Source organism: Rathayibacter sp. VKM Ac-2762, assembly GCF_009866585.1.
Taxonomy (GTDB): domain Bacteria; phylum Actinomycetota; class Actinomycetes; order Actinomycetales; family Microbacteriaceae; genus Rathayibacter.
Window position 1 is genome coordinate 2,860,401 of record NZ_CP047419.1, and the last position, 13,882, is coordinate 2,874,282.

A 13,882-nucleotide genomic window follows, 5' to 3' on the forward strand; every position below is an offset into this window, starting at 1 on the left:
GCGGGGGAGCGGGGTCGGCTCCGGCGCCGGGAGGGCGGGTCAGAGGGCGGTGAGCACGAGCACGACGAGCTGCTCCGGATCAAGGACGGGGGCCTGGAGCCCGACGGTGCCCAGCACGCGGCCGCGGAGCGCGGTCCCGTGCTCGGCCCAGCCGAGCGGCGACTGCCCGGGGCCGCCGAGCGGCGACGTGACCGGGGCGAGCGCCACGGAGTAGGTGCGCTCCGGGTCCAGGCCCGGGAGCGTGATCCGGCCGGGCGGGTAGGTCTCGCCGGTGCGCAGCTGGGCGAAGGTGAAGAGGGCGGCGGAGCGGTCGGCGGCGACGACTCCGGAGAGCGAGGCGGCGTCGTCGGCGAGGTCGGCGCGCACGACCGTCCCGGTGTGCAGCAGCGCCCGGTGCTCGCGGTGGAAGGCGACCCAGGCGGTCAGCTCCTCCTCGACGGCGGGGGCGAGATCCGAGACGTCCCACTCGATGCCGAGGTGGCCGGGCAGCGCGGTGCCGGCGCGGAAGGCGAGCGAGTGGGTGCGCTGCGTCGAGTGCGACCGCGGCCCTCCGATGTGCTGCCCCATCAGCTCGGGCGGCACCACCAGCTGGGTGAAGGGCTGGATGGTCTGCCGCTCGAGCGGGTCGATGCAGTCGCTCGTCCAGATGCGATCGGTGCGGGCGAGGATCCCGAGGTCGACGCGGGCGCCCCCGGAGGCGCACGACTCGATCTCGACGCCGGGGTGCCGGGAGCGCAGCTCGTCGAGCAGGCGGTAGAGCGCGAGCACGTTCTCGTGGACGGCGGAGCGACCGGTGGCGGGCGAGACCGCCTCGATCACGTCGCGGTTGTGGTCCCACTTGAGGTACGCGATCGGGTACTCCGTCAGCAGCGCGTCGAGGGCGCCGAGCACGTGCTCGAACGCGCCGCGCTGCGAGAGGTCGAGGACCTGCTGCTGCCGCCCCGAGGCCGGGAGGTGGCCGGCCGGACCGAGGATCCACTCCGGGTGCGCGCGGGCCAGGTCGGAGTCGGGGCTGATCATCTCGGGCTCCACCCAGAGGCCGAACTGCATGCCCAGGCCGGTGACGACGTCCGTCAGCGGGGTGAGGCCCTCCGGCCAGACCGCGGGGTCGACGGTCCAGTCGCCGAGCGCGGCGGTGTCGTCGCGGCGGCCGAGGAACCAGCCGTCGTCGAGCACGAAGCGCTCGACCCCGATCCGCGCGGCCCGCTCGGCGAGGGCGGTGAGGCGAGCGAGGTCGTGGTCGAAGTAGACGGCCTCCCAGGTGTTGAGGGTGACGGGCCGCGGAGCGACGGGGTGCTGCGGGCGGGCGCGGAGCGACGCGTGGAACCGGGCCTGCAGAGCGCTGAGCCCGTCGCCCCAGGAGCCGTAGGCGACCGGGGTCTCGTGGCTCTCGCCCTGCGCGAGCTCGATCTCGGCGGGCCGCAGCAGCTCGCCGGCCGCGAGGAGCGAGACGCCCTCGACGGTGCGCTCGGCGCGGAGCGAGCTGTCGCCGCTCCAGCCCAGGTGGACGCCGTGCACGAGCCCGCGCTCCCAGCCGAAGCCGGGCGTGCCCGCGGCGAGGAGGAGGGTCGCGTCGGCGCCGGGGCGGCCGCGGCGGGTGCGGCGGGTGTGCTCGCCGATGGTCAGCGCGCGGCGCTGCGGGTGGCGCTCGCGGAGGTGGTGCCCGGTGGTGTCGAGGATCTCGCGCGCGGTCGCGGGGAGCGGGAAGCCGAGCTCGAAGCGCTCGAGGCGGAACGGGCGGGCGTCGAGGTTCTCGACCCGGGCGCGCTGGGTGAGCAGGCCGGCCGCATCGACCTCGAGGTCCACCGTCAGCCGGACGCCCGCGCCGGTGGCGACGGTCCGGAGGGCGGAGCCGAGCGCCTCGATGCTCTCGACCTCGAACCGCTCCGACGCGGCCGCGCGCTCGTGGGTGCCCTCGAAGGTGGGGGCGTGCTGCCAGCCGTCGGCCTCGACGGCGACGAGGCCGAACGGCGCGAAGGCGTCGAGTCCGCCCGAGACGCGCTGGGGGAGGGCGGCGTCGGCGAGGGCGGATAGTTCGGCGGCGGAAAGATCTCCGAGCGCGGCGCCCCAGTGCACGATCGTGGGGAAGGTGACGAGGCGGGCGTCGACGACGACGCTGGTGCCCCCGTCCTGCAGGTGGAAGAGGCGCGATTCCCGGCCGGAGAGGGTCACGGAGTCGTTCGTGGGGGCGATGCTGCGGTGCATGGCTTATTTCTAGAGCAGAAGTAATAGGGGTGTCAAGAGCGGCGCGAGTGTCCGGATCCGTTCTTGGAGCGGCGCACTGCCGGTAGCTTTCTACCAGGCCGGAAAGAAGGAGCCCCGTGACCGACACCATCGTCGCCGAGGACGCCTCCGGGAGCTCCTCCGAGCTCCTGGCGCGCGAGGTCCTGATCCACGGTCCCGTCTCGCGGGCCGAGCTCGGCCGCCGCCTCGGCCTCTCGCCCGCCAGCCTGACCCGGCTCGCGCGCCCGTTCCTCGACGGCGGCCTGGTCGTCGAGGGCCCCGAGCAGAGCACCGGAGTCGGCCGCCCCGCCCGCCCGCTCGACATCCGCGCCGACGCGCTGAGCTTCGCGGGCGTGAAGATCACCGGCACCGAGGTCCTCGCCGTCCGCACCGACCTGCGCGCGCGGACCGAGCGGGAGCTGGTCCGCCCGCTGCCGGGCACGGAGCCCGCCGACGTGATCGCCGCGATCGTCTCGGTCGTCGACGAGCTCGGCGGCCCCTCCGCCTTCGCGGGCCTGGGCGTGACGCTCGGCGGGAGCATCGCCGCCGACGGCCGGGTGAGCCGCGCGCCGTTCCTCGGCTGGCGCGACGTCGACCTCGCCGCTCCGCTCTCCGCCGCCCTCGGGCTGCCGGTCGCCCTCGAGAACGACGTGGTCGCGCTCACGGGCGCCGAGCACTGGTTCGGACGGGGGCGCGGCATCCCGCACTTCGCGGTGCTCACCGTCGGCGCGGGCGTGGGCTACGGACTGGTGGTGCACGACCGGGTGGTCGCGCCCCCGGAGGCGGGGCTCGGCCTGGGCGGCCACTACCCGCTGGACCCCACCGGCCCCGTCTGCGAGGCCGGCCACCGCGGCTGCTCGACCGCGATGCTCAGCCTGCCCTCGCTCCTCCGCCAGCTCTTCGTCGCCACCGGCCGCGAGCTGACCCTGGCCGAGGGCTTCGCCGCCGCTCGCGCGGGCGACCCCGGTGCCGAGCGCATCCTCGCCGACTCCGGCAACGCGCTCGGGACGATGATCGCCGCGATCGGCAACCTCTCGATGTCCGGCACGGTGATCCTGGCCGGGGAGGGTGTCGCCCTCTACTCGGAGCAGGCCGCGGTGGTGGACGCCGCGATCGCGGCCACGCGCGACCCGGACGCTCCGCCCCTGGCGCTGCTCGTCGACGACGGCGGGCTCGTGGAGTGGGCGCGCGGCGCGGCGGCCGTCGCGATCCAGCGGCTGCTGCCGCGGATCGCGCTCGGGACGCTGGGGTAGCGGGGCTCCGCGGCGCGCGGGTGCTCGGGGTGCCGGGTCTCGGCGCCCAGTGTGCCGTCGGCACGCTCGCCCGGCGGGTCTCAGCGCCGCGCGGAGGCTCGGAATGTCGGCTCGGCGGGTGTCCGCTCCGGGCGGGTGCCGGGACGCCGGCCTCGCGGGCTAGGCGCCGAGCGCCGAGCCGGGCAGGTCGCTCTGCAGGCCGTCGACGATCCGGCCGAACGCCGCGATCGCCTGGTCGTCGCCCAGACGGCCGGAGTCGACTCCTCCGGCGATGCGCAGGACCTCTGCCCGGCGCTCCGCCCGCTCCACCGCGTCGAGCCCGGAGGCCCCGATCGCTGCGGATGCGCGCACTCGCGCCACGATCGTGCCGACGTGCCATCTGCCGCGTGCCATCTGTCTCCTCCTGAAGTCCCCGCCTCTCTTCGGAGCGGACGCACACCCGGATGGGTGCGCGTCCCCGGGTCCTCACCCCCGTCGCTCCGGCGATGCGTCACGAACGGTCGTCATCCGCCCGCCGTGGCGACCGTTCGTGACGCATCGATCGAGCCGAGGGGCGCCGGAGCGCCCGCTCGCGGAGAGGGGTCCGGGGCGCCAGACTGACGGCGAGCGGAGGGAGGCACGATGCGACGCCTCCGCGCCCTCGCCGCCGCGCTGCTCCTCCTGCCCGCCCTCGCGGCCTGCGCGCCGGCAGGCGCGACAGGCGCCCCGAGCGGCACCGCGGCGGCCACCGCGGCTGCGACCACCGCCACCCCGGCTCAGGCCGCCCCCGACCCGGCCCGCTCCTCCGCCCCGTCCGCCCCGGCTCCCGGGGTCACCGTCTCCGTCCAGCAGAACCGCTCCGACATCGCCGGCGGCACCATGGCCTTCGAGGTCCACAACGGCAGCGGCGCCCCGATCGAGGTCACCGCGGCCCGCCTCGTGGACCCGCGCCTCGCCGCCCCGCTCACCTGGACCGGCGGCACGGGCGTCCCCGACGGGACCTCGCGAGACCTCCGCGTCGACGTGCCCGAGCCCGCCTGCCCGGCCGCGGAGGCGCCCGCTGCGCTCGAGGTCGTCCTCGCCATCGACGGCCACGGCGAGCACGCGTACCCCGCCGACGACCCGTTCTCGTTCGTCGACGCTCTCGCCCGGTCCGGCTGCTTCGCCCGCACCGTCGACGCCGACCTCGCCCTGCGGATCGACACGTCCGGAGGCGCCGCGCACGAGCCGGCGCGCCTCACCATTACCGCCGACGTCCGGGGCACCCCCCTCGTGCTCCGCAGCGTCGACGCCACGATCCTGCTGCAGCCGCCCGACGCCGCCGACGCCTGGACCCTCGACCGCTCCGTGCCCGCCGGGACCCTCGACTCCGTGGTCCTGGACGCCGTCCCCACCCGCTGCGACACCCACGCGCTCGCCGAGGACAAGGTCGGCACGCGCCTGCCGGTCACCGTCGAGACCGCGGGCCGGCAGGGCACCGTCGTCGTCGCCGCGACCCCCGAGCAGAAGGGCGAGCTCTACGCGTTCATCACCGCGTACTGCGCGTCCTGAGCAGGGGTGGCGGGCGGTCCGGGGACGCGGACGTCGGCGCCGCGGACGCGTCTCGCCGTCCACCTCGGCCGTCACTAGCCGCCGCTCGCCCGCATCGGCAGGTTGCGCCGTCGGCCGCGCCGAGCCGGTCCCGCCCGCCGTGGGACGAGCCCGGCCTGTCCCGCCCGCCGTGGGACGAGCCCGGCCTGCCCCGCCCGGCTCGGCTCGGCTCGGCTCAGCCCGCTCGACTCAGCTCAGCCCGGTTCAGCCAGCGCCCCGCTCCGCTGTGCGCGCCCCAGCCGCGCCCGTCCGCTTCACGCCGGCGCCGTGCTCAGCGCCTGCAGCCCCGTCACCCGCAGCAGGTCGAGCCGCGCCTCGTCCTCGCTGCCCGGCGCCACCGTGTAGACGACGATCCGCAGGTCGGTGCCCGGAGCCGTGAGCACATCGCAGTCGATCGTGATCGGTCCGACGGGCGTCCGCGTCACCGTCTTCCGGCTCGCGCGGTGCTCGGCGATGCGCGCCTCCGCCCAGCGCCGCTCGAACTCGGGCGACTCCTCGCGCAGCCGGGCGACGAGGGCGGCGAGCGCCGGATCGCGCGGGTAGCGCCCGGTCGCCGCGCGCAGGTCGGCCGCGAGGTCGCTCGCGAAGTCCTCCTCGTGCTGCGCGTCGAACTCGGTGCCCGCGTGGCCCGAGGTGAAGTGCCGCCAGACGAGGTTCCGCTCCAGCCCGGTGTACACCGAGGGGTCGCCGTTCAGGGCGGCCCAGAGCGGGTTCCACAGCAGGATGTCGTGGGCCGCCGTGAACACCGCGAGCGGCACGTCGCCCAGGCGGTCGACGATCCGCTGCACGCCCGGGCTCACGTGCTGCGGCACGACGCCCGGCGAGGGGACGGCGGCACCGGCGACCCGGTAGAGGTGGTCGCGCTCGCTGTCCGTGAGCCGGAGCGCCACCGCGAGAGAGCGGAGCATCGACGGCGACGGGTTCCGTGCGCGTCCCTGCTCGAGCCGCACGAGGTAGTCGACGCTCACGCCCGAGAGCGCCGCCAGCTCCTCGCGGCGCAGGCCCGTGGCGCGGCGGCCCGAGCCCGCGGGCAGGCCGACGTCGGCGGGACGGATGCGGTCGCGCCACGAGCGCAGCACCGTGGCGAACTCCTCCATGCCGCCCATCCTCCTCCGCCCGCCGTCGCCGAGCCAGGTACTGACGGTCCCCCCGTCGAGCGCGGCCTGGTCGAGGCCCGACGACCCGCGCAGGATGGGCGCATGACCACGACACTCATCACCGGAGCGAACCGCTCCCTCGGCCTCGAGACCGCCCGCCGACTCCTCGAGGCGGGCCACACCGTCTACGCCGGCATGCGCGACACCGCCGACGGCGACGCCGCCCGCGCGCTCGGCGCCCACCCCGTCCGCCTCGATGTCACCGATCAGGCGAGCGTCGACTCCGCGATCGCCTCCCTGCCCGGGCTCGACGTGCTCGTCAACAACGCCGGCGTGCTCGGCACCTCGTTCGGCGTCGACGACCTCACCCCGGAGGCGATGGCGGGCGTCCTCGAGACGAACGTCGTCGGCATCGTCCGCGTCACGCAGGCCGCGCTCCCGCTGCTGCGGGCCTCCGCGGCCCCGGTCGTCGTGAACGTGGCGTCCGGAGTCGGCTGGCCGCGCTGGCTGAGCACCGAGGGCCACGACGAGTTCCCCGTCACCGCGATCCCCTACGCGGCGTCGAAGGCGGCGGTCGTCGCGCTCACCGTGCAGTACGCGAAGAACCTGCCGGCGATGCGGATCAACGCGAGCGACCCCGGCTACACCGCGACCGACTTCAACGGGCACGGCGGGCACCAGACCGTCACCGAGGGCACGGACGCGACCGTCGCGCTCGCCCTGCTCGGCTCCGACGGGCCGACGGGCGAGTTCCACGACCGGCGCGGGCGCATCGAGTACTGAGCGGTGGGGCGGGCGGGCGCGGCCGGGCGGAGGCGGCCGGACGCCGGCCCGGATCCGTCGGGCGTCCGCGCGCCCGTTCGAGGGGCCGCAGCCCCGAGCCCGGCGTGCGCCCACGCGCCCGTTCGAGAAGATCCCGCCCCGACCCGGCGAGCGTCCGCGCACGCCCGAGATGCGGTGAGGTCCCCGAACCCGCCCTCGGCGCACCGGCCAGCACATGGTGATGAGGTGTCCTGTCTGCGCGGTCACCGGTCCTCGGTGCTGGGCTGTGAGTGACGGCCGGAGCCGGGACGCTGCCCACCGCGTGACAGAGGGCCGGATGAACCGCCGGCCCGACGGTGCGTGCTCGCTCCGGTGCGCCTACCGACTCACCGCGTCTCGTGTCAGCTCTGCAGCTCGACCCCCCAGTTCGTCCTCTGGACATCGGCGTCGAGCCCGCGCAGCTCGCGCGCCACGGCGTCGGCCTGCTCGCGCAGCTCCCGCACCGGCAGCGCGGGCAGGCGGCGCAGCTCGCTCCGGAGCTGGCGGTAGCCGCGCTCGCCGGCGGCCGCGTCGGCCGCGCGGGTCAGGAGGCTGTGCCGGGCGCGCAGGGCCTCGCGCCGGGCGAGCGCCGCGGTCAGCACCTCTCCGGTGGGAGTGGTCGCCGTCGCGTTGGTGAGGTTGATCGCCGTGACCAGCCGCTCGAGCTCGCCCAGCGCGCGCGTGCAGTCGGCGAGCAGCTCGGCCGGGTCCTCGGTCGGCTCCTCTCCCTCCTGGTAGGAGGCGTTCGCGACGATCCGCGACTGGAGGGCCTCGATCCGCTTCTGCAGGTCGGCCCGCTCGAGGAGTGCTTCGGCGAGAGTCATGCGACCAGGCAAGCACACATCGACGCGACCCGCGCCCCTAGGCTGCGACCGTGCCGCTGCAGAACCATCCCGGAGACGTCGAGTTCCCCGTCCGACCCCGGCTGCGCTACGCGCGGGCGGCCGATGCGCACCGGCGCGGTCAGGGCGCCGGACGCCGCGCGCTTCTGGTGACCGCCTTCGCGGCTCCGGTGGGCCTGGTCGGCTTCGCATGGGGGCTCGCGCTCGGCGGCGGCGAGAGCGTCGTCGCGTTCACGGCGTTCGCGTTCGCTCTGGCCTTCGGGCTGCTCGCCGCCACGGTCGGCTTCCAGCAGTGGGATGCGCGCGCGCCGCGCCGCGAGCAGCTCGCGTACCTCGGCGCGGCCGGCTCGCCGACCCCGTCCCTCCGCCAGCAGCAGCTGCTCGCGCTCGACGCGGTCAGCGACTTCTCGTTCGCCGGCTGGAACTCCTCCCTCGCGTTCCAGCCCTCGTGGGCCGAGCTCCCGGAGGAGCTGCGGCGCCGATACGCCGACGGAGCGAAGGGAGCGCCGTGGCAGCAGCTGCCGCTGCATCCGCTCGTCGAGCACCGGGTCGCGCTCGACCGCGACTTCCGCATCGCCTCGGCCGACGACGTCGAGCTGCTGGTCGCCGACGTGCTCACCCGCGGGCCGCTCTCGACCCGTTTCGCCGAGGTCTCGGCCTCCGCCGACGCCGAGCGGATGCGCTCCCGAGTCGCCGCGCTCACGGGCGGCAGCGAGTTCCACCTCCTCGAGCTCGCCCAGGCGGTCGAGGGGCGTCCGCCGCTCCTCCTGCTCGCGGGCGACGCCGAGCGCACGATCGGCGCGATCCGCTACGCCTACGTCGCCGGCTACCTCCCGGCGGCACGGGCCTGGGAGCTGCTGGCCGCCGTCGGCGACCGCGTCTTCGAGCGCTACTCCGGCTGGGACGCCTACTGGGCCGACGCGGCCCTCGCGATCGCCTTCCGCACCGACTCGCTCGGCGCCGTGCAGCACCACCACCGTCTGCGCGCGGAGCTCGCGGCGTCGGGGTGGCCGGCGGCGGCGGTGCCGTACCCGGGCTGAGCGCGGGGCGGCTGCGGAGACGGTGCGACCGAGCTGGAGCGTCCGGATGGGAGGCGTGCGCCCGCGCGGTGACCTCCCTTGCCCACGGGGCTGTCGACGCGGAGAGAGCTGCGGCCCCGGGGTCAGCCCAGCTTCGAGGCGGGCACCGCCTCGAGGTGGAGCAGGTCGCGGCGCAGGCGCTGCGAGCGGACGTAGCTGCTCAGCACGTGCTCGGGCGAGGGCGGAGAGTCGCTCCCGCCGAGGAGGGCGCGCGCGGTCGTGAGGCGTGCGCGGCGGATCTCGTCGAACACCGTGGTGCCGTTCCGCGCGAAGGTGCGCTGCAGCGTCCGCTTCGGGACGCCGAGGCGCTCGCAGATCTCCTGGACCGAGAGGCGGGGGTCGGTGGACATCGCGGCGATCAGGGCGAGGGCGCGCGTGTAGACGTCCTCGCTGCTCTCGCGCGGCAGCGAGGTCGCCAGCACAGCGCCCGCCAGCTGCTCGACGGCGGCCCGCACCAGGGGGAAGGCGGGGGAGTCGGCGTCGAGGGTGGAGCCGAAGGTCGCGTTGACGGTCGAGAGCAGGATGCCGCGGCTGGCCGGGTCGGCCTCGGTGACGACGGCGCCACGGTCGGCCGAGTCGACCAGGCCCAGCAGCGGGCGGTCGAGGGCGATCTCGGTGCGGGCGCTCGGGGTGTCGGTCACGATCGTGAACGGGGAGTCGCAGTGGAGGAAGGCGATGTCGCCCGGCGCGACGCGGACCTCGAGCGCCGCCGGATCGTCCGGCTGGATCACGAGCGCGCCCTCGAGCGGGATGATCAGGCGGACGCCCGGGCCGATGGCGGAGGTGCGGTGCAGGCGGGCCGGCGAGTGCCAGATCCGGAGCACGTCGACGCCGTCGCTGCAGAGGGTGTCGGCCACGATGCGGAACGCGCCGTTCGCGCGGACGTCGACGCCGCTCTGGGCCAGCCACGCGGCCGCCGCGGTGTCCCGGCGGGACACTCCGCGATCGACGATCGGTCGGCTGCCTTCTGCGATTCCCCTCACGGCGGAGTCCTTTCCTCTGGCGCGTCCTCCGTACGACGCGATCCCTCTACCCTGGCCGATCCGGCCCGGTGGTGAGAAGTCTTCATGCGATCGCATCGTCGCTCACCTCCACCGCAAGGTGTCGGATCCCGCCATCGGGGGACGGAACCGCACCTCCGGAGTGCGCCTCGGATCGACGTGGACCTCGAGCGCGGCGACGTCGGTGAACGGCCGGTCGTCGCTCGTGCGGCCCCGCAGCACGATGGAGTGGCGGAGCGTCCGCGGTGCCCGCAGCGGCGCGATCGTGTAGTGCGCGACGGCCACGAATCCCGCTCCTGGGGCGACCCGCTCGGGCCGGCCGACGACGGTGACCGGGGCTTCGTCGTAGTCGAGCTCGACGCCCGAGCCGTCGGTGAAGGAGCCGCAGAACAGGGCGAGATCGTGCAGGGCGGCGGTGCCGGAGTTGTGGAACTGCATCCAGAAGGTGATCACAGCGACGGACCCGCGGGCGGGCGCGAGCCGCACCGCGCTGCCGTCGAGGACGAGGTGCGGGGGCGCATCGAGCGTCGGAGCTCCGAGCATCAGCCGCGCCGCCTGACGCCCGCCGCCGGTGCGGCCACCGGTTGCGCTGCGCGTCCCGCCAGCTGCAGGAGGCCGCACGCGGCGACCACTCCGACGAGGGCGGCCGCCCAGCTCAGGTCCTGCTGGTCGAACTCTCGGAGGTGTGCCGGGACGCCCGTGAATCCGAGGATCCCCTGGGCCGCGGCGACGGTGGCGAAGGCGAGCATCGCGGCCGTGGCGGCGACCGCGGCCGGGGTGGGCGGGTCGCCCTCCGAGTCCTGGGCGAAGCGGCGGACGGCGTGCGCGAGGGCGAGTGCGCAGAGGGCTGCGGCGACGAGGGCGGCCGCGGTGTAGGCCGGGCCGGCGGCCAGGAGGAGGAGGGCGCCGACGACGACCCGCAGGCAGGCCGGGAGGACGCCGGGAGCGCTGCATCCGCGCGCGCCCGGGCCTCCGCCGAGGGCCGCGGCGCGGGCGCGGGACTCCTCGAGGCGCCTCCGGACGCCATCAGGACCAGCGGCGCGGAGCAGGGCGGTCGCGCCCGAGGCGAGCAGCGCGACTCCGACGAGCAGGGGGAAGACGAGGGCGGCGGCGGGCAGGGCGGGGGCGGCGTCGGCAGGGGTCATCGGGTCTCCTTCGGGGCGGGGACGGGGCGCGGCACCTCGATGATCCGTCCTCGCGGAGCGCCTCGGGAGGCCGGGCGCGAACGCTCACGAGGCAGGCGCGCCAGAACGTCAGAACGCGCCAGTGGACCGTGCCGCCGAGCTGTGCCAACGGCACCGCGGAACGTGCCACGCGCCTCCGAGTGCCCGCTGCGCGCCGTTTCGAGACGGCCTACGCTCACCGGATGGACGAGGTGCGGGACGCGTACGGCGCGCGGGCGGAGGAGTACGCGGCGCTGCTCGGATCGGTCGACGCGGGGCCTGCGGCCGACCGCGAGCTGATCGGGTCGTGGGCCGACGGGCTGGAGGGCACGGTCGCCGATGTGGGCTGCGGGCCCGGGCACTGGACGGAGTTCCTCCAGCGCCGCGGAGCCGCCGCGATCGGCGTCGATCCGGTGCCGGAGTTCGTCGCTCTGGCGCGGGCGCGGTTCCCGGACGTCCCGTTCCGGCTCGGCTCGGCGCTCGAGCTCGACGTCGACGGCCTCGGGGGCGTTCTCGCGTGGTACTCGCTCATCCACCTCCCGCCGGCGGAGCTGTCCGGCGCGGTCACGGCGCTCGCCGCGCACCTCCGACCGGGCGGAAGCCTGCTGATCGGCTTCTTCGAAGGGCCGCGCACGGAGGCGTTCGCGCACGCAGTCGCACCGGCGTGGTTTCACCCGCTCGCCGAGATGCGCGCCCTCGCCGAGCAGGCCGGCCTCGAGGTGACCCACTCGCTCCGCCGCAGCGCCCCCGGCGTCCGCGACCACGGCGAGCTGATCGCGGTCCGCCCACGCTGACGCCGAGCTGACCGCCGACCTCTGATCCGGACGCCGCCGACACCGCGCTGGTTCCGCGCTGACGGCACCCGCTCCCGCTGGTCACCGGCGGCCGACGTCCCGGCCCCACCGCATCCCGCCGAGACAGCACCGCCTCGCCGAGACGCCGCCGTCTCGGCGGTGCTTCGGCGGTGTCCCGGCGGACGAGGGCCCCCGCGCCTAGAGGCGGTCGGCGCGCCACTCCGTGGGGATCTCCTCGCCGCGGCGGAACGCCTCCTCCTCGCGCTCGCGCAGCTCGACGCGGCGGATCTTGCCCGAGATCGTCTTGGGCAGGGGGTGGAACTCGAGGCGCCGCACCCGCTCGAAGGAGGAGAGCAGCTCCCGGGTGTGGGCGAAGATCGCGCTCGCCGTCTCGGCGGTCGGCTCCCAGCCGTCGGCGAGGGTGACGTAGGCCTTCACCACGCTGTGGCGCACCTCGTCCGGAGCCGGGACCACTGCGGACTCGGCGACGGCGGGGTGCTGCAGCAGCACGCTCTCGACCTCGAACGGCGAGATCTTGAAGTCGGAGGACTTGAAGATGTCGTCGGTGCGGCCCACGAAGGTGATCGTGCCGTCGACCGCGCGGACCGCCACGTCGCCGGTGTGGAAGTAGCCGTCGGCGCGGGCGCGCTCGGTGCGGTCCTCGTCGCCGAGGTAGCCGGACATCAGGTTGACGGGCTCGACGGAGAGGTCGAGGCAGATCTCACCGGTGGAGGCGGGCTCGCCGGTCAGCGGATCGACGAGGGCGATCGCGACGCCGGGCAGCGCGCGGCCCATCGCTCCGGGGACCACGGGGGCGCCGGGCGGGTTCGCGATGATCGCGGTGGTCTCGGTCTGGCCGTAGCCGTCGCGGATCGTGAGTCCCCACTCCCGCTCGACGGTCGCGATGACCTCGGGGTTGAGCGGCTCGCCCGCCGAGAGGATCTCGGTCAGCGCGCGCGGCTTCACTCCGAGCGCCGACTGGATCAGCATCCGCCACACGGTCGGCGGCGCGCAGAACGTGGTGACCTCGGCCCGGTCGAGCTGCTCGTGCAGTGCGGTGGGGGAGAAGCGGCTGTAGTTGTAGACGAACACCGTCGCCTCGGCGTTCCACGGCGCGAAGAAGCAGCTCCACGCGTGCTTGCCCCAGCCCGGCGAGCTGATCGCCATGTGCACGTCGCCCGGCTGGACGCCGAGCCAGTACATCGTGCTGAGGTGCCCCACGGGGTACGACTCGTGCGTGTGCACGACCATCTTGGGCTTCGAGGTGGTGCCGGAGGTGAAGTAGATCAGGCACGGATCGGAGCTCTGGACGACCACGGTCGGGCTGATGCCGAAGGGCTCGAGCGAGTCGGCGTAGTCGAGCCAGCCCTCGACGGCGCCACCGACCGCGATGCGGCCGAAGCCGCCCTCCATCTCGTCGAACTTGGCTGTCTCGGAGGCGTCCGCGATGACGTGCGCGACCTCGCCGCGCTCGAGGCGGTCGGCCAGATCGGCGGGTGAGAGCAGGGTCGTCGTGGGGAGGATGACCGCGCCGAGCTTCATGATCGCGAGCATCGACTCCCACAGCTCGAGGCGGTTGCCGAGCATGAGCATCACGTGATCGCCCTGCTCGACGCCGACCGAGTGGAGCCAGGCGGCGACCTCGTCGGAGCGCCAGCGCATCCGGTCGAAGGAGTACTTCTCCTCGGAGCCGTCCTCCTCCACGATCCAGAGGGCGGGGCGCTCGTTGCCGATGGCGATCGCGTCGAACCAGTCCACCGCCCAGTTGAAGCGGGGCCCGACGTCCGGCCACTGGAAGGCCTCGTTCGCGGCGACCGCATCGGTGCGGTGCTGCAGGAGGGTGTCGCGGGCGGCGCGGAAGCTCCCGGTGGGGTTCATGCATGTCTCCGTAGCGGTCGAGGTCCGGCCGCTGGCGGGACCGACCCCATTCTGCTCCCGCCGCGGTGCCGGGTGCTGCGCGACGGAGGCCCGGTGGGGACGCGCGTCGGAGGGAGCACCTGTGGAGGAGCGGCCGAGTCCGTCCCACGAACGACACGGCGTCAGCGGGAGGGTGGAGGGCT

Annotated in this window: 13 protein-coding genes; 5 read left to right on the forward strand and 8 right to left on the reverse strand. The window is 75.2% G+C overall.

The features are described 5' to 3' along the window. Positions 1–39 precede the first annotated feature (39 nt). A complete protein-coding gene (locus GTU71_RS13460) occupies positions 40–2,205 on the reverse strand; it encodes an alpha-galactosidase (RefSeq protein ID WP_159940515.1) in 2,166 nt (721 codons plus the stop codon). 116 nt (positions 2,206–2,321) lie between these two features. Here GTU71_RS13460 and GTU71_RS13465 point away from each other — a divergent pair, with 116 nt between their 5' ends. Continuing rightward, entirely contained in the window at positions 2,322–3,476 is a 1,155-nt protein-coding gene (locus GTU71_RS13465) for an ROK family transcriptional regulator (RefSeq protein WP_104260513.1), read from the forward strand. A 159-nt stretch (positions 3,477–3,635) separates the two neighbouring features. Here GTU71_RS13465 and GTU71_RS13470 read toward each other — a convergent pair whose 3' ends face one another. Then, entirely contained in the window at positions 3,636–3,869 is a 234-nt protein-coding gene (locus GTU71_RS13470; RefSeq protein WP_104224027.1) for a hypothetical protein, read from the reverse strand. A 228-nt stretch (positions 3,870–4,097) separates the two neighbouring features. Between GTU71_RS13470 and GTU71_RS13475 the strand changes: the two genes are divergently transcribed. Continuing rightward, positions 4,098–5,006 carry a hypothetical protein gene (locus tag GTU71_RS13475; RefSeq protein ID WP_159940517.1) on the forward strand — a complete coding sequence of 303 codons (909 nt, stop codon included), beginning with the start codon at positions 4,098–4,100 and terminating at the stop codon, positions 5,004–5,006. A gap of 293 nt (positions 5,007–5,299) precedes the next feature. Here the strand turns inward: GTU71_RS13475 and GTU71_RS13480 are convergent, their stop codons facing one another. Beyond that, positions 5,300–6,142, reverse strand: coding sequence for a helix-turn-helix transcriptional regulator (locus tag GTU71_RS13480; protein WP_104248302.1), 843 nt, complete (start codon positions 6,140–6,142; stop codon positions 5,300–5,302). Positions 6,143–6,244: 102 nt separating this feature from the next. Here GTU71_RS13480 and GTU71_RS13485 point away from each other — a divergent pair, with 102 nt between their 5' ends. Continuing rightward, complete coding sequence (locus GTU71_RS13485) at positions 6,245–6,925, forward strand: SDR family NAD(P)-dependent oxidoreductase (RefSeq protein ID WP_104227483.1); 681 nt, start codon at positions 6,245–6,247, stop codon at positions 6,923–6,925. Between the two features lie 380 nt (positions 6,926–7,305). On the opposite strand, the gene GTU71_RS13490 is transcribed toward GTU71_RS13485, so the two are convergent. Beyond that, a complete protein-coding gene (locus GTU71_RS13490; RefSeq protein ID WP_104224023.1) occupies positions 7,306–7,767 on the reverse strand; it encodes a DIP1984 family protein in 462 nt (153 codons plus the stop codon). 50 nt (positions 7,768–7,817) lie between these two features. Here GTU71_RS13490 and GTU71_RS13495 point away from each other — a divergent pair, with 50 nt between their 5' ends. Further along, the gene (locus tag GTU71_RS13495; protein WP_159940519.1) at positions 7,818–8,825 is read left to right on the forward strand and encodes a DUF1266 domain-containing protein; all 1,008 of its coding nucleotides are present in this window, start codon (positions 7,818–7,820) and stop codon (positions 8,823–8,825) included. Between the two features lie 122 nt (positions 8,826–8,947). Here the strand turns inward: GTU71_RS13495 and GTU71_RS13500 are convergent, their stop codons facing one another. From GTU71_RS13500 to GTU71_RS13510, 3 genes are all read right to left on the reverse strand, one after another. Further along, the gene (locus tag GTU71_RS13500) at positions 8,948–9,802 is read right to left on the reverse strand and encodes a helix-turn-helix domain-containing protein (RefSeq protein ID WP_159940521.1); all 855 of its coding nucleotides are present in this window, start codon (positions 9,800–9,802) and stop codon (positions 8,948–8,950) included. Between the two features lie 147 nt (positions 9,803–9,949). Beyond that, positions 9,950–10,408 (reverse strand): hypothetical protein, encoded by a 459-nt coding sequence (locus tag GTU71_RS13505; RefSeq protein WP_104282897.1) that lies wholly within the window; start codon positions 10,406–10,408, stop codon positions 9,950–9,952. Next, the gene (locus GTU71_RS13510; protein ID WP_159940523.1) at positions 10,408–11,010 is read right to left on the reverse strand and encodes a hypothetical protein; all 603 of its coding nucleotides are present in this window, start codon (positions 11,008–11,010) and stop codon (positions 10,408–10,410) included. The genes GTU71_RS13505 and GTU71_RS13510 overlap by 1 nt, the downstream gene beginning before the upstream one ends. A gap of 221 nt (positions 11,011–11,231) precedes the next feature. Between GTU71_RS13510 and GTU71_RS13515 the strand changes: the two genes are divergently transcribed. Next, positions 11,232–11,822, forward strand: a complete 591-nt coding sequence (locus tag GTU71_RS13515; RefSeq protein ID WP_104353278.1) for a class I SAM-dependent methyltransferase — start codon at positions 11,232–11,234, stop codon at positions 11,820–11,822. A gap of 198 nt (positions 11,823–12,020) precedes the next feature. On the opposite strand, the gene GTU71_RS13520 is transcribed toward GTU71_RS13515, so the two are convergent. Further along, positions 12,021–13,700 carry an AMP-binding protein gene (locus GTU71_RS13520; protein ID WP_159940525.1) on the reverse strand — a complete coding sequence of 560 codons (1,680 nt, stop codon included), beginning with the start codon at positions 13,698–13,700 and terminating at the stop codon, positions 12,021–12,023. Positions 13,701–13,882: the final 182 nt, after the last annotated feature.

Coding starts and splice junctions, on each gene's coding strand:
- GTU71_RS13490 (WP_104224023.1), bottom strand. CDS start 7,767: ATGACTCTCGCCGAAGCACTCCTCGAGCGGGCCGACCTGCAGAAGCGG.
- GTU71_RS13480 (WP_104248302.1), bottom strand. CDS start 6,142: ATGGAGGAGTTCGCCACGGTGCTGCGCTCGTGGCGCGACCGCATCCGT.
- GTU71_RS13460 (WP_159940515.1), bottom strand. CDS start 2,205: ATGCACCGCAGCATCGCCCCCACGAACGACTCCGTGACCCTCTCCGGC.
- GTU71_RS13470 (WP_104224027.1), bottom strand. CDS start 3,869: ATGGCACGCGGCAGATGGCACGTCGGCACGATCGTGGCGCGAGTGCGC.
- GTU71_RS13515 (WP_104353278.1), top strand. CDS start 11,232: ATGGACGAGGTGCGGGACGCGTACGGCGCGCGGGCGGAGGAGTACGCG.
- GTU71_RS13475 (WP_159940517.1), top strand. CDS start 4,098: ATGCGACGCCTCCGCGCCCTCGCCGCCGCGCTGCTCCTCCTGCCCGCC.
- GTU71_RS13485 (WP_104227483.1), top strand. CDS start 6,245: ATGACCACGACACTCATCACCGGAGCGAACCGCTCCCTCGGCCTCGAG.
- GTU71_RS13505 (WP_104282897.1), bottom strand. CDS start 10,408: ATGCTCGGAGCTCCGACGCTCGATGCGCCCCCGCACCTCGTCCTCGAC.
- GTU71_RS13510 (WP_159940523.1), bottom strand. CDS start 11,010: ATGACCCCTGCCGACGCCGCCCCCGCCCTGCCCGCCGCCGCCCTCGTC.
- GTU71_RS13520 (WP_159940525.1), bottom strand. CDS start 13,700: ATGAACCCCACCGGGAGCTTCCGCGCCGCCCGCGACACCCTCCTGCAG.